This window comes from Fuerstiella marisgermanici (assembly GCF_001983935.1).
Classification (GTDB): Bacteria; Planctomycetota; Planctomycetia; order Planctomycetales; family Planctomycetaceae; genus Fuerstiella; species Fuerstiella marisgermanici.
Map to the genome: position 1 here is coordinate 1,707,837 of NZ_CP017641.1, position 23,104 is coordinate 1,730,940.

The 23,104-nt window shown below is 57.3% G+C and carries 5 protein-coding genes; 2 read left to right on the plus strand and 3 right to left on the minus strand.

Features of this window, described 5'->3' with window-relative positions; translation table 11 throughout:
* The first annotated feature begins 120 nt into the window (after window positions 1-120).
* Window positions 121-17,520, plus strand: a complete 17,400-nt coding sequence (locus Fuma_RS34070) for a LamG-like jellyroll fold domain-containing protein (RefSeq protein ID WP_145944014.1) — start codon at window positions 121-123, stop codon at window positions 17,518-17,520.
* Between the two features lie 160 nt (window positions 17,521-17,680).
* Window positions 17,681-19,135: a DUF1501 domain-containing protein gene (locus Fuma_RS06430; RefSeq protein ID WP_077023399.1), complete on the plus strand. Its 1,455-nt coding sequence runs from the start codon at window positions 17,681-17,683 to the stop codon at window positions 19,133-19,135.
* Window positions 19,136-19,163: 28 nt separating this feature from the next.
* Here Fuma_RS06430 and Fuma_RS06435 read toward each other — a convergent pair whose 3' ends face one another.
* The 3 genes from Fuma_RS06435 to Fuma_RS06445 all read right to left on the minus strand — a co-directional run bounded on the left by Fuma_RS06435 (window position 19,164) and on the right by Fuma_RS06445 (window position 23,085).
* Window positions 19,164-20,513: a Gfo/Idh/MocA family protein gene (locus tag Fuma_RS06435; protein WP_077023400.1), complete on the minus strand. Its 1,350-nt coding sequence runs from the start codon at window positions 20,511-20,513 to the stop codon at window positions 19,164-19,166.
* A gap of 216 nt (window positions 20,514-20,729) precedes the next feature.
* Complete coding sequence (locus Fuma_RS06440; protein ID WP_077023401.1) at window positions 20,730-21,647, minus strand: RNA polymerase sigma factor; 918 nt, start codon at window positions 21,645-21,647, stop codon at window positions 20,730-20,732.
* Between the two features lie 136 nt (window positions 21,648-21,783).
* Entirely contained in the window at window positions 21,784-23,085 is a 1,302-nt protein-coding gene (locus Fuma_RS06445; RefSeq protein ID WP_077023402.1) for a hypothetical protein, read from the minus strand.
* Between the last annotated feature and the right edge of the window lie 19 nt (window positions 23,086-23,104).

Genomic DNA, 23,104 nt, shown 5'->3' on the forward strand with positions numbered 1-23,104 from the left:
CAGTTCTGGCGCCCCGTGAGTGATGTTGTGAAGTTTTTGTGCGTCGTTGACCCGTGAGTGGCATTCGTCACAACGACCGGCGGCGCATTGCTGAGTATCGTTTTTCTGAAGAGTGTGCCCGTGACCATTTCCAAATTTGCGCAGTCGCTGCGGTCAATCCTGTCAGTCAGTAAGCGCCACCGGGCACGGCGCCGCAAAGCCGTTGATCCGGTCCGCAAGCGGACACGAGTGCCCGCGATCACAGAAGGTCTGGAGGACCGCGCGCTGTTGACCGTGAATATTGGTGTCGCTCGGCCAGACACGGTCAACGCGCCGTTCCTGATGGATCAGTACCTTGACAACGAACCGCTTGACGGCGGGCGCGATGCGAACCCAGAGATCAGTTTCGAATACGGCTTCAGCGCCAGTCATGCGTCGGCGACCGTCGACGACACGATTCTGGCAGGCGATTTCAGCGGGCTGGGATTCGACCAAATCGTATCGGTGCGAGGAGTCGCTACTGCGTTGCAATGGTTGGGCGATACGGATCGTGACACTGACCAGGAGTATCTGTTCCGCTTCGGACTGGACAACTTCGTTCCGCTGATTGCGGACATGAATGGCGACGGAATCGACGATGCGGTCGCCGTCGACACGTCGACTTTGTCGGGCGGGAACGAATGGTACGTTCATTATGGAGTGCCCGGAGCGAATCCGTTTCCGACGGACGATTCGACGGTCTCGACTGACGCGGCGTTTACTTTCGGCCTGAACGATCACATTCCTTTGGTCGGCGACATCAATGGCGATGGCCGAGCCGATGCAATTTCGGCAGATGACGACGGAACTCTGTTCGATTGGTTCGTCAGCCACGACACTGTTTTCCCGAACAATGCTGCCACGGTGTTGAGTACTGACACAACGATCAACGACTATGGTGCGAACAACGATGTTCCGGTTGTCGGTGACTGGGACAATGACGGTGACGACAACATCGGTGTCGTGGATGAAGATACGCCCGTGTCGACGTGGAATCTGGATACAAATGGCGGCGGAAGCGCAGAGCTGACACCTCAATTCGGCCTGGCAGGCGATCAGTACCTGGTCGGCAACTGGGCCGACGTGTTGTGGGATGGCAGTGCGGACAACAACTGGTCAAACGCAGCCAACTGGAGTGGCGGGTCGGTGCCGAGTGTCGGGCAGAGCGTTGTTGTCGATCAACCGGACGTAGCGGTGACGGTCGCAGTCACGGCGTCCGGGAGTATTGGAAGCTTTACGTCGACAGAAGCTCTGACGGTGACAGGCGGTCAGTTTACGATTCAAGGCGAATCGACGGTGACGGGCGGCGTAACAATCGACAACGGCGCAGGCCTTGTCATAAACGATGCGCTTGTGGCCGACGTGGCACTCGTTGATGCCGGCAGTTTGATAACACTGGGAGCTGACGACTCAATCTTCGGCACGCTTACCGTTTCGGCCGGCGGGTTTAACGCAGCGGGGCAGTCTTTAAGTAACCCGGTTGTATTGGCCGGTGACCTGACCAACATTGGCTTGGGAGCGTTGACCCTGAATGGTCCCGTCACGCTGGCCAGTAACTCGTCGATCGCCACTTCCTTTTCCTCCAGCGTGGTTGACATTGCTGGCAATATTGATGATGGCGGCGCTGCCTATTCGCTGACGAAGAGCGGTCCCGGCACGTTGCGGTTGAGTGGTTTAAACACATACACCGGCACCACCACCATAGCCGCAGGCAGTCTGGAACTAACCGGCAGCGGAACTTTGGGAACCGATGCTGCGGGGACGGTCATCGGTGGAGGAGCGACACTGGCTCTGGGACCTGGCGTGAATAACCTGGACGAAGTCACGCTGCAGGGAATCAACCCGACTCTGTCCAGCGGCAGTTCTGTTGGCGGTACGCTAAGGCGTCAAACAGGCAACGTGGTTCTGGCGGCGACAAATCAGGTGACGATCGTTCCGAACGGGCAGATTACGATCAATGGTCAGATTTCCGGAAGCGTGAGCGGCGATGGTAACATTTTCATCGACGGGCAGGACACGGTGCAGTTCGATCAGACGTCTGCCAACACCTACGTGGCCGACATTTTCGTGAACAACGGCAACCTGCAGGCGCTGGGTGCCAGTAACGTAGTAGCCATCACCGGTGATGTGGCTGTTGGTGACGGCGACGCAACCCGCGCGTTTCTGTCGCTGGCTCGACCAAACAAGATGGCCGCCACCAGCAGCATTGTGCTGGCATCGGACGGGTATCTGGATCTCGACACACGGCATTCGTCGCAGCAATACGCCGTGGATCAAACGATCGCCAATTTAATGGTCACCGGCACGGCGTTGAGTGCTCCCGCGCAGACCGCGTCGCAGATTGACACGACTAGTACTCAGCACAGCCATATCGGCACGCTGACGATCACCGACCAGTACACACAGCTTGCCAGCGCTGAAACGACCATCATCTCCGGGCAGATGGCTTTGCAGGGCGGATCGCCTAACTTTTTCGTGAACGATGGCACGGCAGAACCTGATGTCCGGTTTGCGTCGAACTCTTCACTTGTTGATGCGTCCACCGGATCGGCCACGCAATTCAGGCCAGGCGGTGACGGTACGATTGAGATCAACGGAACCCATCTATTCACGAGTTTCACGGTTGCCAGCGGAGTCAACGTGGAACTGCAACCGGGCACCTCAATTCCTGATAGTCTCATGATTTTCGGATCAGGGGCCACACTGACGGGTTCCGGCAGCGTCAACAGCTTGTCGCTCAACAGCGGCGGCACGGTGGCTCCCGGATTCAGTCCGGGCGTCATTACGATTAACGGCAACTTCACACCCAACGGCGGTTCGACAACCGAGATCGAATTCGGCGGCGCCGGAGGGCTGGCAAACGCAGGCGTGACCTACGACCAACTTGTGGTAGCCGGCTCGGCCACGATCGCGGCCGGAGCGATTCTGGACATCGTTCAGCTTTCGACAACCACCGGAGGTCAGCAGTTCACCATTATCGACACGGCGGGGGGCGTCACGGGCACGTTCGCCGGGCTGCCGGACGATTCTCAGTTCACGTCGGGAACTACCACATTCAGAATTGATTACAACGGAGGTCTCGACGGCAACGATGTGGTACTCACGGCAGTTGGCAACAGCGATCTTGTCGTTAGCAACACCAACGACAGCGGTCCGGGGTCGCTGCGGCAGGCGTTGCTGGATGCGAATGCAGTCAACGGGACCGACACGATTCGGTTTGATATTCCCGGAGCCGGTCCGCATCAGTTGCTGCCTGGATCGCCGCTACCGACGATAACCGACGCGGTGTTGATCGACGGCACCAGCGAGCCCGACTACGCCGGTTCGCCAGTGATCGAACTGGACGGACAAAGCGCCGGCGGCAACGCCAGTGGGCTGGTGATTTCGGCCCACGACGTGACGATAAAGGGGCTGGTGATCAACCGCTTTGCCAACGACGGCATCGAAATCATCACGTCTGCCAACGTCGTGATCGAAGACAACTACATCGGTGTCGATCCCGATGGCAATGACAACGGGCTCTTCACCGCAGCGAACGGCGACGACGGAATCAGCGTAATCTCCAGCAGCCCGCTTATTCAAGGCAACGTGATCTCCAACAATGCGGGCGACGGCATCGAAATATCGGGTTCCGGCATTGCCGCCAGCGCGGTCTCATGGTTCAAGGGGGAGGATGCCACTGACTCGATCGGCAGCAATGATGGAACTTTTCAGAACGGCGCAACAGTTGCTCCGGGTCTCAACGGCAACGCACTGAGTCTGGACGGGATCAATGACTATGCCCAGTTAAGCAATTCAAACAACAACCCGTTTCCCGCCACCGGATTTTCGTACGAGTTTTGGGTGAATCCGGACACAGTGGCAGGCAACCAAACATTTATCTCCAACCATCATGCATCGGGCAATTGGTGGAATGGGCTTTATCAACAGGACGGACAGATCGTTCTCGTTCTTCAGGATGTGGGAAGTTCCCGAACGTTTGCATGGATAACTTCGGCAGGCGTACTCAACGCAGGCGAGTGGTCTCATATTGGCCTGACCTATGCCAACAATGGCAATCAGGCCACCGATGCACATATCTATGTCAACGGCGTCGCTCAGACCCTGACCACGACCGCCAACGGGGCCTACACCGCTGCCTTCGCACCGGGCTACAATTCCGGCGACTCGCTTGGTCTGGCCATCGGACGACGCCTGGAAGACACGCCGAAGTACTACTATGACGGTCTGATTGACGAGTTAGCATTCTACAGCGACGTGTTGTCGAGCACTGACGTAGCCGCCATTCACGCGCTTAACGGCGCTGGCAAGAAGGGGGCCGTGGTTTCCGGCAATATCATCGGACTTAACGCCGACGGCGACGCCCTGCGAGGGAACGGTGAAGACGGGATTCAGATCAATGGCTCTGCGGGCAACGTAATCGGTGTCGCCGAGGCTGCAAATACGATTTCAGGGAACGCCGGATCCGGAGTTGCCGTCAGCGGCACGAGTTCTCAGTTCAACAGAATCCAGGCAAACATGCTCGGAACCAATCCGGCAGGCACGCAGGATCTGGGTAACAGCGGTAGCGGCGTATACATCGGCGGACAGGCCTCATGGAATGTTGTCGGTGTCGACGGTGATGGCGTTGGCGACGCAGGCGAACGCAATGTTATCTCCGGAAATGCGTATGACGGCGTTGCCATCTGGAACGTTGGGACCACTAACAATACGATCGCCGGAAACCGAATTGGTACCAATGCCGCAGGAACGGAAGCCATTCGGAACGACTTCGCTGGCGTTTCCATCCACGGCGGTGCCAGTTTCAATCTGATCGGAAGTGATGCCGATGGCGTCTCCGACATTCTGGAACGCAACATTCTGTCCGGCAACAGAAATGAAGGGGCCTGGATCGGCGATGCTGGCACGAACACGAATACGGTTGCCGGTAACTACGTTGGTCTGAACGCAACCGGAACCGACGTGATCCCCAACGGCACGGGAGTGGTCATTTCCATCGGTGGGCACGACAACCTGATCGGTGGCGACAGCCCGGCAGAACGCAACGTGATCTCGGGAAATCTTTACCGAGGCGTGAACGTCAGTGGTTCGGCAACTGTTAACAACACTGTGTCCGGCAACTACATCGGCACCGATGTTGACGGTAACGTTTCACTGCTGCACGATGCATTGGCGTTCCTGCCTGCCGAGGGCAATGCCACTGACGTCCTGGGGCTGAACAACGGCACGCTGGCAAACGGAACAACCTTTGCGTCAGGCATCGTCGGTCAGGCGTTTAGCTTCGATGGCGTCGACGACTATGTGTCGCTGCCAAACAACTTCCTGCCTTATACCAACTCGACTCTCACCTTTGAGACATGGTTTCAGACGGATAGCAATGGCGTGATTCTGGGGCAACAAACGGATGTTCCATTTGGGACTGCCAGCAGTTTTATCCCAGCGCTATTCGTCAGAAACGACGGGTTGTTGCATGCCGAAATGTTCTGGGCGGGTGGGTCCGAACTGATCAGTTCCACTCGAGTTGACGACGGCAACTGGCACCATGTGGCCGTGTCGTACGACGGAGCTCACGAAACACTGTACGTTGACGGCGTCGAAGAAGGCCGCATCCTTTATGAACAAAATCACTATCCTAACCAGGATTACCGCTATCAACTGGGGACAGGAAAAACCAATAGTCGAGACAGTGCAGACGTTGGGTGGTCCTCTTTCACCGGTCTGATTGACGAACCCACCTTCTATCGCCGCCCACTGTCGGCCAGCGAAGTGGAGTCTATTTTCGATGCCGGCAGCGCTGGTAAGTCGCCTTATGTCGATTTTGGCAACGGCACTGACGGCGTTGTCATCGACCGAGCTCACGGAACGGTTGTTGGCACGGATGGTGACGGCGTCAACGATGCGTTTGAAGGCAACGTGATCTCAGGAAACAACAACATCGGTGTCTTCGTCGTGGGTGACCGCAACACGGTGGCCGGTCTTTCCGTCGCAGATCAGCTGATCGCTGGCACACTTCCTCGCACCACGGCCTCCGGAACGATTCCTATCGCCGACATGAGTGACGTTTATGGTTCCGGCGGCAATTGGGGATTCAATCATTCTGTGCCGGGTGGGGGAGGCGACGACTATGTGTTTCGAGCTACCGGAACATTCAATGTCGCAACAGCAGGCGACTACAGCTTTTCCATGGGCGGTGATGACGGCGGTCGGCTGAAGATTGATGGGACTCAGGTCGTGATCGACGACGGCCTGCACGGGTTTCAGGAATACTTTGGGGCCATCAACTTGGCGGCCGGCGACCATACTTTCGAATGGGTCGGGATGGAAAGAGTCTACGGTGCCGGGTGGGAACTGGCAGTGAAATCCGGTGTGCACACGGCGGGTGACGGCACCTCAGGCATTGCCACGGCGGCCAACGGTTGGGCGCTATTGGGGGACGCAGCGGGACCGGTCAGTCTAACGGGCGACATCACCGTCGACGTGTTTTATTCAACGGCGGTAGCGGGAACGCCCAACATCATTGCTGGGAACCTGATCGGCACCACCGCTTCCGGCGATATCGCCGCAGGCAACGGACTGGATGGGGTTCGGATTATCTACGGCAGCCGGAATACCCGCATTGGCACCGACGGAAACGACATCAGTGACCAGCACGAACGCAATGTGATTTCCGCGAATCACGAACGAGGTATCCGTCTTGAAGGAGCCGGCATTGATGGCACAGTGATCGCGGGCAACCTGATCGGCACAGATATCGACGGTGGTCGCGGCCTCGGCAATAGCTACGAAGGCATCAAACTTAACAGTGGAGTCACAAACACCATCGTGGGGACGGATGGTCTGGGGTCTGCGTCCGGAAACACGGCTGAACGCAACGTGATTTCCGCAAATGGGTTCAGTGGGATCGCGACCGGCGACCCGGATGTCAGCCAGCTAACCATCGCCGGCAACTATTTCGGCATCGACCGCGATGGGACGACGCTGCTAAGCAATCAGTCCAACAATATCAACATCAACGGCACTACCAACCTTGTGATCGGAACAAACAGCGACGGCAACGGCGATGCGCAGGAAGGCAACGTGGTCGCTGGCAGCCAATATCTGGGGATCGTCGTCAGAGCTGAAGCGGCGGTCATTGCGGGGAATCTGATCGGCACCAACAAACACGGCGTCGCCGACTTCGGCGGGGCCGGCCTCGGTGGCGATGGAGGAGTCCGATTAACGGGCAATACATCTGGCACACGAATCGGGACCAACGCTGACGGAGTCGCAGACGCGCTCGAACGCAACATCATTTTAGCGAGGTCTGGCAATGGCATACGGCTGGATGGTTCAGGCGTGACCAACAACGTGATTGCCGGAAACTACATTGGTATCTCGTCGACCGGGACATCTACGTTTCAGACTTCGGCGTCCGGAATTTCCATCGACAACGGACCGTCCGGCAATCTCATCGGTGGCAGCCATGCGTCCGCTCGAAACATCATTTCCGGCAACTCTCACTACGGTGTCTGGATTTCTAATGCGGACGACAATCTCGTTCAGAACAACTACATCGGCACAAACACCACAGGAACGCTGCCACGCCCCAACCTGCGGGGCGGAGTCATGCTTACGGCGGGAGCCACCGGCAATATCATTGGCTCAGACAATGATGGCACCAACGATTCGGCCGAAGGGAACCTGATCGCGGGCAACGAACTGCTGGGGGTGGTGATTGATGCATCAAGCAGCAACACCATTTCAGGCAACGTGATTGGGCCGAAAGCCGGAGCGACCAACACGGGAGGTACCCCGGCGACGCTTCCGGGAGCCAACCAGGTAACCGGCATTGAAGTCCTGCCTGGTTCCAACGACAACCTGATTTCGAATAACGTGATTTCCGGTAACACGGGCGACGGTATAGACTTTATCGAATCCGAACCGCCAGACATCGTGACGGGGCAACTTGCATTCTGGTCAGGCGACGGAGACGCCAACGACAGTATCGGAGCCAATCACGGAACACTGGGGCCTGGCGCCAGCTACGATTCCGGTGTCAATGGGCAGGCATTCCGCTTCACGCGTGTAAACGCCGCAGGTATTTCTGGCGTGGAAGTGCCTGTCACAACTGATATTCTTCAGCCAGCTGTTACCAATCGGATTACGATGGCAGCATGGGTGAACTGGGACGGTGCTTCTGGTGAAAATTCAATCATTCGAACACCAGTCGGAGCGTCGCCGTGGGATTTTTATGCACTGACGGTCCACAACGACGGGGCCGTGTTCGCTCGTGTGACCAGTGGCACTGGTAGTCAGAATTTCACGGGAACGGGCAATGTGCTTACGCCCAACCAGTGGCATCACGTCGCGGCAACCTACGACGGAACCGCGATTCGGATCTACATTGACGGCGTTGAGCGAGCGACAAACAACATCGCTGGCCTCAACATCGGAAGTCCGAACCAGCCGCTCACTATCGGGTCCAGTCGATACGGGGGCAGCTACATGAGCGGCCTGCTGGACGACGTTACGCTGTACGACCGAGCTCTCAACGACACCGAACTGCTACAGCTGTCCGGCCTCGTTCCTGTGGCATCGACTGCAAACGTTGTACGAGGCAACCTGATCGGAACAGACAAGTCCGGCACGGCCGCTTTGCCGAATGCAGGCGATGGCATTCAGGTGGGCAGCAACGACGTCATTATTGGGGGCAGCGGTGCCGGGCACCGGAATACGATTTCAGGCAACCTCGGCAGCGGCATCAATATTGAACCGCAGACGTTTCGAGTCGTCGTGCAGGGGAATGCAATCGGCACCGGCAGGAACGGAGTTCTGGCCGTTCCGAACCAGCAATTCGGTATCAATGCGAGCGCGTCTGCACTGATCGGAACTGACGGCAATAACATCAACGACGCTGCCGAAGCGAACACGATTGCGTTCAATATTTTCGATGGCGTTACATATGACGCGGCCGGAGTGACCGTGCGAGGCAATAGTATTCACTCGAATGTTGGTCTCGGTATCGATTACAACGACGACGGCATTACGGCTGTGGGACCTGGTCTGCAGAACGCGCCCAGCCTGGCCACGACCATCGGCGGCACCACGACTCGCGGCATCGGTACGCTGCAAGGTGTTCCAAATACGATGTACACGCTGGACTTTTATGCCGGCACACAACACGACCCGAGTGGATTTGGTGAAGGTCGCCGGTACCTCGGAGCGGCTCACACGACAACCGACATTGCCGGTGGAGCGACCTTCGACCTGACGGTCAACGCGTTTACCGTTGCTGGCGAATTCGTCACTGCGACTGCGACATCCGGCAGCGGAACAACCAGTGAGTTTTCGAACGCGTCGTCTGTGATTATCGGTACGCCACCGACTATTGAAACGGGCAACCTTGTCTTTACGGTTATTGAAGAAACCGGCGGCGAAGCGAGTGCCACTTACGGTACACCCGACGACACTCTGCCGGAAGGTGGCTTAATTTTGCTCGACGGCCTGTTCGCCAACCCGGACCCAACGGACAGTCATGAAGTCACCATCGACTGGGGCGATGGCACGACCACCACGGCGCAGTATCTGCCGGGTGAGCGAGGTTTCTCAGCCCAGCATCGCTATGAAGACGACGATCCGACCAGCACGCCGTTTGACCTGTATTCGGTTGTTATCACGGTTACCGATGATGATGGAGCCAGCGGCCAGGTCAGTGAACCAGTCACCATTAGCAACGTGGCACCGGAAAACGCAGTACTGACCCTTGATAGGGCGTCCGGGGTTTACATTGAAGGGGAGACTGTGACGCTCGATGTCACGTTCGAAGACCCATCTCTGCTGGATACACACTTCGTCAGCATCAACTGGGGCGACGGCACCACCACGCCGGAATTTGCATTGGCTCAGAATGATCGCAGCTTTACGCTCAGTCACGTGTTGGCCGACAACACCAATGGCACTGGCGAAATCACTGTCACGGTCCGCGATGACGACAGCGGTGTCGGTACGTTTACCGTGCCGATCATCGTCGGCAATGCCGCCCCCGAGCCGATCATTCTGGGCGTTCCTGGAGCACCCAAAGAAGGCACGCCGATCACTTTGACCGCGGATCCACGAGATCCCGGTTCGGCGGACACTCATACATTCGCGTGGACCGCGTCCGTTGAAACAGGACCCGGCGTCCTTGTGCAGGTCGCGACGGGCGATTTATCCACATTCACATTTACACCCGTTGACGACGGGACCTATGTCGTCACGCTGGAAGCCATCGACAACAATGGCAGAGTCGGGACGGCTGATCCGGTCACAATGTCGGTAGCGAATCTGGCTCCCACAATTTTGCCATCAAACCTTGTTCTCACAGATGCGGCTGGCAATGAATTGGTGTCATCAACCGGAGATATCCTGCAGGCGATACCCGAAGGAGCACCTCTTACGCTGGATGGTTCGTTCACCGATCCTGGCACCGAAGCGCACACAGTTATCATCACGTGGAATCACGGCAAGGCGGGAGAACCCGTTCAGCAGACGACGATCAACCTGGCACCGGGCGTCACAACCTTCGAAGCCACTCACGCGTACATCGACGACAACCCCACGGCGACGATTTCCGACCCGTACACGATTCAGGTTCGAGTGGAAGATGCGGATCTTGCCGCATCGACGACAACAAAACAGCTCACCGTCGCCAACGCACTGCCGATGCCAAGAATCGTTGACAAGAGCACAGCAGATCGAGTCATTCTAACCGTCGAAGAAAATGATCCTGGAAACACAGACACGTTCACCTACCTGTGGACCTACACGGCCGACGGAGTCACGCATACGAAGGCAACCAAACAAATTGACTTCGATGTTCCGTCCAATCGAGCGGCGTCTGTTGACGTCATTGTTACGGACGATGACGGTGGATCTGCGACTCGGGCGTTTGAATTCATTGTGGCAACAGACGGCACTGATGAGGTTGAAGTCACGCAGGATCCGCTTACAGGCGAGCTGTCATACACGGTGGACAATGGTTCGGCCACTCTGACTGGATCTGCCGCAGCCGGAACCAACCTGGTCTTCAGTCTACTGGGTGGAGACAACATTTTTGACGGCGGTGATGTCACTACACCGCTCACCATCATTACCACCGGAACGGACAGCAACACTATTACCGGTGGCAAAGGTGACGACCTGGTTTTGGCCGGCGATGGCAATGACATGATCGACGGCGGTGAAGGTAACGACACCATCGTGAGCACCGGTACCGACGACATCACTGGCGGTGAAGGCGACGACGAAATCGAAATCCGTGGGTTCAGCGACAAGATTCTACGTGAAACCGGCGACGGTATCGACACGATCAACTTCACGGCTGTTAACAAGGCCGTGAAGTTGAACCTTGGCGTGACCGGGACCGCTCAGTCGGCGACGGCGGACAATGACATGGTCACGCTAATCGGTTCGTTCGAAAATATTATGGGGTCTGAATTTGACGACGAATTCCATGGCGGTGAGAGTAACAACAAGCTGATGGGCGGTGGCGGCGTTGACAGGCTGTTTGGCGGTGCCGGTAACGACTCACTCGACGGGGGAATGGGGAATGACACTGTCTTTGCAGGTGACGGTGATGATTCCATCGAAGGCGGCATGGGCAATGACGCAATCTATGCGGGCGATGATTCGACGAGCACTGGTGGCGGCAACGACACTCTGTTTGGCGGTGAAGGCAACGATCTGATCTTTGGCGGCGCCGGCAATGATTCGCTCGACGGCGGCATGGGCGACGATATCATTGATGCCAGTGGCGGCGGTGGAAACGATATGATCGACGGTGGCATGGGCGATGACACCATCACCACTGGCGGTGGCGGCAACGATTTCGTCGATGGTGGGATGGGAGACGACAGTCTAATCGCCGGCGATTCACCGTTAGACAACGACACGCTGTTTGGCGGAGAAGGTAACGACCTGATCTTCGGCGGTGCCGGCAATGATTCGCTCGACGGCGGTATGGGCGACGACATGATTGATGCCAGCGGCGGTGGCGGCAACGACATGATCGATGGCGGCATGGGAGATGACACGATCACTGCGGGGGGCGGTGGTAGTGACTTCGTCGATGGGGGCATGGGAAATGATAGCTTAATCGCCGGCGATTCACCGTTAGACAACGACACGCTGTTTGGCGGAGAAGGTAACGACCTGATCTTCGGCGGTGCTGGCAACGATTCGCTCAGCGGCGGCGTGGGCGACGACAGTATCTCGTCCGGCAGTGGCGGCAACGACATGATCGACGGCGGCCTCGGCAACGACACCATCTACGCAGGTGACGGCAACGACAGCACGATCGATTCGGGCAACGACACGCTGTTCGGCGGCGACGGGAACGACCTGATCTTCGGCGGAGCGGGCAACGATTCGCTGAGCGGTGGCATGGGCGATGACAGCATGATGGGCGGCGGTAGCGGTAACGATTCGCTCGATGGCGGCATGGGTAACGACACCATGTATGCTGGAAACGGCAACGACAGCACGACTGGCACGGGCGACGACACGCTGTTCGGTGGAGAAGGTAACGACCTGATCTTCGGCGGTATGGGAAATGATTCCCTCTACGGTGGCATGGGCGATGACAGCATGATGGGCGGCGGTAGCGGTAACGATTCGCTCGATGGCGGCATGGGCAACGACACCATGTACGCCGGTAACGGAAACGACAGTCTGCCCGCCATCGGTGGCGACACTTTGTTTGGCGGTGACGGCAACGACCTCATCTTCGGCGGAATGGGTAACGATTCGCTCTACGGTGGCATGGGCGATGACAGCATGTTGGGCGGCGGTGGCGGTAACGATTCGCTTTATGGCGGCATGGGCAACGACACCATGTATGCCGGCGATGGGAACGATAGCCTCACCGGCCCAGGCAACGACACGTTGTTCGGAGGTGACGGCAACGACCTCATCTTCGGTGGCATGGGCAACGATTCGCTCGACGGCGGCCTGGGCGATGACAGTCTCACGTCCGGCAGCGGCGGAAACGATTCGCTTTATGGCGGAATGGGCAACGACACACTCTACGCTGGTGACGGCAATGATTCCGTGCTGGAAATGGGCGTCGATTCACTGTTCGGGGGCGATGGCAACGACCTGATCTACGGCGGCTTGGGCAATGATTCACTCGACGGCGGCTTCGGTAACGACACTCTCTACGCCGGTGACGGTAACGACAGTTTCGGCAATTACGGCACCGACACGTTGTTTGGCGGCGATGGCAACGACCTGATCTTTGGCGGCAGCGGCAACGATTCGCTGATGGGCGGCATGGGTAACGATACGCTGGTGTCAGCCGATGGGAGTGACTCCGATGGCGGCTACGGAGATGACACGCTGTACGGCGGTGATGGCAATGACATGATCTACGGCGGCATGGGCAATGATTCAATCGATGGCGGCATCGGCAATGACACCATGTACGCCGGCGGCGAAAACGATAGTCTCACAAACATGGGTGAAGACACTCTGTTTGGTGGCGACGGCAACGACCTCATTTTCGGCCAGGCAGGCACCGCTTCGATACTCGGTGGAGCGGGCGACGACGCTCTGTATCCCGGCAGTGGCAATGGAGCAGTCTATGGCGGTGATGAATCGCAGCTCGACAACTCTTTTGCGGACGTGCTTGTTCGCCAGGCAGACGCCGATCAGGTGCTGACCGATACAACGATCACGGAAACTCCTGCGGGCAGTTCAACATCGTTTGTGACGACACTTCACGGAATTGATCAAGCCATCCTGTTGGGCGGTGCTTCCGACAACCTGCTGGATGCATCGAACTTTAGCGGAACCGTCACGCTGCTGGGCTATGGCGGCAACGACACTCTGCTGGGCGGATCGGCGGCAGACCTGCTGGAAGGTGGCGTCGGAAACGATTTAATGAACGGCGGTGCGGGTGGCGACACTTATCGCTTCCGTCGTGATGCAGCGGGCAACGATACGATCGACGAACCAGCCATCGGTGGCACCACACCCGACCTGCTGGACTTCTTCGAATTCGGGCAAGCTGTCACTATTGATATCGGCAGTTCGGCAACTCAAACGCTTGCTCCCGGCCTGTCTTTGACATTCACGAACCCGCAGCAGATTGAGGACGTTCGAGGCACCGCGTTTTCTGATGATATCACGGGCAACGAAGCGGCCAATAAAATCATCGGGGCCGGCGGTCAGGACCGACTCGACGGCGCGGCAGGCGACGACCTGCTGGAAGCCGGACAGGTGAAACAAATCTTTCTGGACTTCGATACTGAAACGGATGTCGGAGAACACGTCTACACCACGGAAGAACGCAACGCCATTCAACAGCGCATGGCAGACGACTACGCGGCATTCGGTTTCGAGTTCTCTCAGACGAAGCCGACCGACGGGCCGTTCGTGAGCATCTTCTTCAACCGAGCACCGATCGCCAACGGTCGCGCGGTGCCCGGCGGTGAAGCTCAGCATCTGGGCTGGCGACAGCTTGATGTTTCCGGAGCAGTCATTCTGGATGTCAACGCGTTCTTCTCCACTACCGGCAACGGTCTGGAAGGAACGCCTCAGAACTTTATTGAAATGTCAGCCACCATCGCGGCTCACGAAATGGGCCATCAGTTCGGACTGCGACATCACGACGCCTTCGGAGCGATCGGTGACGGCATCTTCGAAAAACTCAACCCCGCCCGTTTTCTGCCGACGTTTACGGGCGAACGACTGGCAAACGAAACGCCCAACCATCTGATGGGGTCTCCTGCGTCGATAGGAACGAGCCTTATCGATGCGCTCAGCAACCCCCACCTGGGACCTCGCGAAGCCATGAAACTGGCGTTTGCGGATACCGGGAAGACGGTGTTTGAGGCCGATTTAAAGCCCATGGTTTCAGGAATTCCCATCCAGCCGGTTGGCTTGGGTGTGGATGGTTCGCTGCCGGAACTGTTCGTCCCCGAAACCCGGCCTGACGGACTTCCCGCCGGCGAAGAACCGCTGTCATTCGCGGCTATCAACGCCGTGGGCCACATCGACATTGATCCATCGACAGGCAACAGTGAAAGCGACTTCTATAGCTTCACGGCTCAAGCCGGCGATTTAGTCACCATCGAAACATTCTCCGATTCGCTCGACCGCATCAGCAATCCCATCGATTCCGTCATCCGGCTGCACCAGCTTGTTGGTGGGGTGTTCTTGCCAGTTGACTATCACGGAAGTCTGTTCAATGCCTTCAATGATGATGGCTTCGAACCCAGCGACTCTATCCTGCTGGACGTGCCGATCCTGGAAGACGGGACGTATGTGGTTGAGGTCGACACCTTCAGCGTCGATATCCTGGAACTTGATCGCACGGGCACTATCTTTAGCGAACCCTATGTTGCCGCAGCAGACGTCGACGCCCTGATCGCCGCTAATCCCAACAGCCCCGGCGTTCTCGACACCGACACCGGCGAATACGAATTGCTGGTCTATATCGACCGAGCCGCTCCGTCATCAGGCAATGCTATTAAAGGTGACAGTCTGATCGGAGGAGCTGGCAGCGACACGGTCATCGGCAGCTCGGGCAACGACCAGCTGATCGGTTTCGATCCTTTAGTCGACCGTTTCGAAGACTCGGCAGGCAGCCCGGTTCTACAGGCTGGGGACCTGTTATTGACTCAAAGCGCCGCCGACATCAGCGAAGGCGGAAGTGTTACTCTGACGGGGTCTATGCCGCTGCTGAGTTCAGTCGTCATTCAGTGGGGTGATGGCAGCGAACCCACAACAATCACCGCCACGACCGGTTCCGAAGATTTCACGGCGACTCATACCTACGAAGACAATCCCGCCGGAGTGGCTGCAGCGGGGACGTTTACGATCTCTATTTCCGCTACGGACACGAATCTCAAATCGAACACCGCAAACACGTCCGTTGTTGTGCGAGACAGGTCGCCGGGTGTTGATCTTCAACTGACGGAAAAGAATGGAACAACACTCGCTGAACCAAACAGTAGAAACAGTCTGCTTTTGACAGAAGGCGACACGGGCCGATTTGCGTCAGTGATAACCGACGTCGCCGGCGACACGTTCAATTACTCGTGGGAGGTCAAACCGACGACCGGAGGACTGGTTATCACATCCGGAAGTACGTCCGAGATTGGTTTTGATTTACCGGACGACGGAGCCTACCTCGTCACGTTTACGGCCACCGACACACAGAGTGGCAATGTTGGCACGACCACGGTGAGTATCACTGCCAACAATGTGGCGCCGACGCCCACTATCAGCGGGCCCACGACCAGCGGCGAAGGTGGCTCGGTTTCGTTCTCGTCAACAGTGTCCGACGTGCCTGCCGACCTGCCGAACATCACCTATCTATGGCAAGTCAGCAGCGATACGGGCCAGACGGTCGAATCCGCAACCACCGCAGACTTCGAGTTCACTCCGACTGCAGCGGGCAATTACACCGTGTCGCTGACTGTCTTCGATGGTGGAGACAGCCGTACGACAACACATTCTGTGCAGGTGATTCCTGTGGTGCTGCCAACGATCACGGCTCTCACCACGGACGCTCAGGCCATCGGACAAAAGGGCACGGACGACACGGTCACCGTGCAGGCTGAACTCGCGGACCTTGGACCCACATCAGCGCTGATGGTTTCCGTAGACTGGGGTGACGGCACAACGACAACCGGCTCCTTTGAGAACGGCAGCGCCGTCGGCACACACGAATATGCCTACGGTGGAATCTATGAAGTCACGTTGGCAATCACAAACACCAACACCGGCGCATCCGTATCTCAAACCGCCCAGGCCATTATCAGCGGCATCGGCGTTCAGGATGGCACTCTGAACATCGTCGGCACGGTTGGCCTCGATCAGGTCATCGTCCAACGTCGCAGTGCGAGCAGCTACCTAATACGTTCAAACACGCTCGGGACTCACAGCGTAAATCCCAACTCCAGCGGTGGCCAATTTGAAGCCATCCACATACAGCTCGGCGACGGAAACGACCGCTTCAACGCTCTGGGCACGTTTGAGGTGCCACTCATCGTGGATGCCGGAGCGGGCAATGACCGCCTTGTCGGCAGCCGGGGCGGCGACGTGCTGTTGGGAGGCCCCGGCAACGACTATATCTGGGCCGGTTCCGGCAACAACATTGTGGTTGGCGGGGGAGGGCGTGACTTCCTTTTCGGTGGTTCCGGACAGGACATCCTCATCGGCGGAACCACGGACTTCGACGGCAACGCGGCCGATCTCCGAGGGCTTCAGCAGGAATGGAACCACCCAACTCGCAGCCTGCACGAACGTGTTCAGAATCTGTCGGACTACGGCGGTGGAGCAGGCGGTAGCGGATTGAACGGCACCAACTACCTGCAGGCTACTGGCGCGAATCCAACAGTCAGTGAAGATACCGATCGAGACCTGTTGTTCGGCGGAGGCAACACCGACTGGCTGTTCTTTGACTCCGGACAGGACATCGGCTACGGCACTATCGGAGACCTGCTTGGCGACGACCTCGACGACTTCTTCGCGACGTAACGCGGTGGAATGGCAAATACACGGGCTTCGCCGGTCGCAAATTTGCTGTCGGAATGAAGCTTGTGTTGGAAGTGGGGCGTTTGTGGCTTAGAATCGACTGTGTTCAGTCGATATTCCGCTACGCCCGCCCCACCTCCATCGATACTCTGATCGGCTTGCCATGCATCCCATTCTGCAGCAGCTTCAGGCGAAGACTCGCCGACATTTCCTTTCGTCTTCCGGCATCGGCCTGGGCGCCATCGCTCTGTCATCGCTGGATGGAAGTGTTACGTCGGCCGATGTGGCGGTTGATAGCATGAGTCCGCTGGCTCAGCGGCAGCCCCATTTCGATGCGAAGGCAAAGCGAGTCATCTATCTGCACCTGACGGGGTCGCCGCCGAACCTTGACGTCTATGATTACAAGCCGGAATTGGTTAAACGCGACGGTCAAGACTGCCCGGACACCTTTCTTGAAGGCCGCACCTTTGCTTTTACGGCTGGCGTGCCGAAGCTAATGGGAACGCCGCGTAAGTTCGCTCAATATGGCGAAGGCGGGACGTGGCTGTCTGATGCGGTGCCGAATTTTCACGATGTTGCGGACGAAATGTGCTTCGTCCATTCGATGAACACCGACCAGTTTAATCACGCTCCGGCGGAGTTGTTGATCTACACGGGTTCACCGCGATCGGGACGTCCGTCGTTGGGAGCGTGGGCGACTTACGGACTGGGCACGGAGAATCAGGACCTGCCGGGCTTTGTTGTTTTGATCAGCAGCGGCGTTCAACCGAATGGCGGAGCGAACTCGTTCGGCAGTGGATTTCTGCCGTCGGTCTTTCAGGGAGTTCAGTGTCGTTCGAAGGGCGATCCGGTGTTGTATGCTTCCGACCCTGAAGGCATGGACCGTGGACTGCGAAGACGGTCACTGGATGCGCTGAGGCAGCTTAACGAACTTCAGGCCAAAGAACTGGGACACCCGGAAACGCTGACTCGGATCGCGCAATACGAATTGGCGTATCGCATGCAGACGTCGGTGCCCGATGTGATGGACATCACGAAGGAGACCAAACAAACTCAGGAAGCCTACGGAGCGAAGCCGGGCGAAGCGAGCTTTGCCAACAATTGCTTGCTGGCGAGACGGCTGGTCGAACAGGGCGTTCGCTATGTGCAGCTTTTCGACTGGGGGTGGGACTTCCACGGAACCGCTGAAGCCACCGGGCTGACGAGTGGATTGACCAATAAGTTTGCTGCCACTGATAAGCCGATTGCTGCTTTAATACGAGACCTAAAGCAACGAGGACTTTTGAAAGACACATTGATTGTTTGCGGCGGCGAATTTGGTCGCACCCCGTTTCGCGAAGGTCGTACGGCAGCCAGCAAAGTGCTGGGCCGCGATCACTATCCGGATTGTTTCACAATGTGGATGGCGGGCGGCGGCGTGAAAGGTGGCTTCAACTACGGCCAAACAGATGAACTTGGCTTTCAGGTCACCGAAAATAAAGTCCATGTGCATGACCTTCAGGCCACGATCATGCGTCTGCTCGGCTTCAATCACGAAAAGCTGACGTTCCGTTTTCAGGGCCGCGACTACCGCCTGACCGACGTCCATGGTCACGTGGTCGACGACCTCATCGCATAAGTGACCGTGCTGACTTCATAAACGGTTGCTACGAAAACGTCCAGGGTTCGCGGTAGGTGACGGCGTTCAGCAGAGTGTTGGCTTTGTCGTTGTCAATCACAGTTTCCCGTTTTGGATCCCAGCGCAGCGGTGTCTGCAGAGCTTCCGAAACGTAGCCAAGATGGCCCGGTGTGATCGAACGATGCCCGATTTCTGCCGGGGCAATGCATTCTTCGCGACTGCGCACGCAAACCAGAAAGTTGGCCGCATGGCTTTGCTGGCGAGGCATCCGAATCGGTCCGGCGCTGAAGTCTTTCTGCAGCCAGCGTTTGTCAGAGGCTTCCATTTTTCCACGTCGCACGTACACCCAACCCTCGCTACCGATCACCTTTAGCCCTTGTCTGTTGCGGCTGGAAATCGTCGATGTAATAGCGCCATCGTATTCGCAACGAATCGTGTACTGATGCGGCGAGTTATAGACGTCGGTTTCGGGGTAGGTCCAGTTGACGGCCTCGACCAAAGTGGGGCCTGATCGTTCCGCGCCGATTGCCCATTGGCCGATGTCGTTGTGATGCCCGATCCAGTCCATTAACACGCCGCCGCCATACGCGCGATGTCCGCGCCACCAGCGATGATGTCGCGCCTGCATCAGTGGCAGCACCTTCGACGGCCCGCACCAGAAATCGTAGTCCAGCGTTTCGCGCGGCTTGACGACGTCCGTGCTGCCCATTGGCTTTTCGTAACCCGGTGGCAGCCCCACTTCCAGCGACTGAATATCGCCCAGCAAACCGTTCTTCGCAATTTCGACAACTCGCTGAAAAGATTCATCCGACCGCTGCTGCGAACCAACCTGGAATACAGCATCGCGTTTGGCCACTTCCGCAACGATCGCTTTGCCTTCTGCAAACAAATGAGTCACCGGTTTTTCACAGTAGACGTCAAGCCCGGCGGCCAGCGCGTCCAAAGTACAGCGAGCGTGCCAATGATCGGGCGTCGCGACGATGACGGCGTCCAGATCCTTGTGAGCGATCAATTCGCGATAGTCAGCATAGACCGCCAATCCCTTCTGAGGCGTGCCGGACTTCTCGTTCGCATATGCCTTGTTGATTTTCTCCTGCCCCGGCTTTCGTCCGTAGGCCGTTCCCTTCCCCCAGGCATTGTCGCGGTAGTGAAAGTCGTCCACGTCGCAGATCGCCACGATCTGGCAATCGTTCAGCGGCAGAAAGTCGCCCAGCAACTGAAAACCACGAGCTCCCATGCCGACCATGCCAACGTTAATGCGTTCCGACGGCGCGGTTGCTGCCGGCGTGCTTGCGGCCAGCATTGAGTTTGAAATCGCGGCACTGCCGATCGTGGCGGCGGCTGTTGCGGTAAAGCGGCGGCGAGTTGTCTGCGGCATAGTTGTGAGCCTTTATCTGAAATGCGGACGGTGACCGGCGGACAACCGTGGCATCGTGCCTTCCCGATTGAGTTATTTTCTGGAAGGTGGCCGGTGTAGTTCAATCGTCGATCGTATCACAGAACCGATCGCAATGCGCCATTGGGCGCTCCGTCATGGCTGTGGCTGGACCGCGAATTGGTGCGGCGAGCGAATGCGTGTCGTCAACGAGCTACCTCACCGCTTGAGGAAGCCGACCGTCGAGGTGAATAAGCGTTGTTCCACGTCTGCCGATTCTGTAGCAGCGGGCGGAAGCGTGAGTTCATCCAGATTTGCCACACAGAAACAGCAGCCTAAAACTCGCACGTGAAAGCTCACAAAATCGTCCCAGTTTGGGGGCAGAATCCCGAGCGTGAACTTGCCGAGCGTCGTTCGTTTGGGGCAGCTTGGGCGTTCGGATTCCCAAACAGACGTCAGCAGCGTGTCCGTCGGAGGTTCGCTTGCGGCGGCGCGTGCCGAAGTGTCGGACGACGTCTCCGCCTCGCTGACCAACTGAGACAAGCGCTTGATCAGTCGATGCTTCACCAGCCCAATTTCGCTTTCCGATACCGACAGGACCTCCGCCAGTTCCTGATTGCGCAACCCCGCGTAGAACAGGCCTTCTGCAATTTTTAGCTCTCGAAATTTCTCAGCCGCCTGAAGCTTGTCCGCCAGTTGCCGAATCGCGTGCGAGAGAATTCTACGGTCAGCTTCGTCCGTTTCGTTGCGGCGGGCATACCAACTCGCGTGCATGTCAGGAGACGCTGCTTTCTGCAACGGATTCTGAGCATTGGCGGACGCTTCTCCTGCAGAAGATGAAAATGTACATGCGGGCACTTCGCGATTGCGGCCCTGCCGACGGTAGTGGTCAACAATCCTGCGTCGCAGAATTTGAAACAGAAAAGATTCCAGCTCACACTGCTGTCGAAAATCCGACATGGCATTCAGGAAGGCAACAAACGATTCCTGAACCAGGTCTTCTGCCGTCGCGTGCTGATCAACCTGACGGACGGCGAACGCCATCAGCCGTTTCTGAAACCGCGCAACAAACTGGTGCCAGCCATCGGCGTCGCCGGCCTGGATCAGACTTAGCAGATGCTGGTCCGCTTCATTCATGCTGATTTTCTAAATAACTCCCCACCAAATGGGCGCCCCGGGGTTTCACTCGTTCCTCGCTCCAACCGCAGCCACCACGTCATCCCCAATTCCACAAGAATCTATTGAGTCGCCGTCGGGGTGGCCAGCGAAGTGGTTACCAGCCGACGAACCACCACATTAACAAGAGTCCAAGAGACGTCACCACACTTAGTAAAACACGTCCCCGGTAATACCCTTCGGTGAAATAATTGAAAGCAAAGCACAGAATCGCTGTCAGGCCAAAAACGATGACAAGCGCCGCGGCCAAAGAAAACCGTTCCTGCTGCACGACTGTGGCCTGATGCTGAGCCGCCGCAATCACCGGTTTCATACGAGCCGATGAGACATCCAGCAGCACAGCTTCTCGCCAGACATCGCCGTACGGTCTCGAAAGCTTTTGAGCGAAGCGGTCCACAACTAACGATTCGTCTGCCATCACCGTGAAGCCGGGCCTAAGTAGTCGAGACTTCATTTGCGCGTCGGCAAACGCCAAACGACTGGCTTCAGCCTGGGAAGAAACGAACTGGTGAGAATAGCCTGCCACAAATTTCTGTTGAGGGCGTTTGGACACATATACGTCCAGGTCTTCAACCCACGGTTTGTCGAGATAGTTGTTAGACACCTCAGCCGCCCCGTGCGACGTTTCGATTTTACAGACCATCCGCCCCTGAATCTGCCGCGCCTTCTTTCCGTCGACTTCGATCTCGATGTGTTGATCATCGGTAAGCAGTGTTACCCGGACGGTGTTATCCTTCACTGGACCGGTTGCAGCTGTCGAGCCTTGGGCCGGATAGTAGATCTGGACTTCGCTGATGGGAAATTCCCGTTGCAACAGGTGAGCGAAGCCATTCTCGACACCTTTTTCGCCGGTCTGATTGAACAGCAGGAATGAGTCCGGCGCAGTCAGCTGTGTGATTTTCGGATCTTCCTGATCGACTAGTTCAGCGGCGGGCAGGTCAGCGATGGAGTCGCCATCAGCGGCCGCTTCGTCTATAGATGCAGGTTCTGCGTCAGGCGGAACATTGGCAGCTTCTGTTTGAGCTGCGACTAGCAAACGATTCGCATCAAGTGCGTCGCGGACTTTGCGAGCCAGCGACTTAGCCGCCGCCGCTTTGCTCGGATAGACGTTCGCTTCGAAGCCTTGTTCGTCGAGGCTGGCCCACATTCCTTTTGTTGCTAAAACCGCGTCGAGTTGACCAGGCATCTGGGCCGAATTTGTAGCCGGTCTTTCGCGGGCCATTTTCACGTAGAAGATGGTCGCCAAGGCAATTGGCACGAGCAGAAGCAGCCCAATCGCCAGCAGTATTTTGAACACGTTTGGCCGCGCAGACTTCGCACCTGACTTATCGCGGTTCACGAACTTGACGATCAGCACCACGGCGACAACTAGAATTACTATTTCCTGAGGCCCCAACATCAGCGTCTCTCCTGCGTTT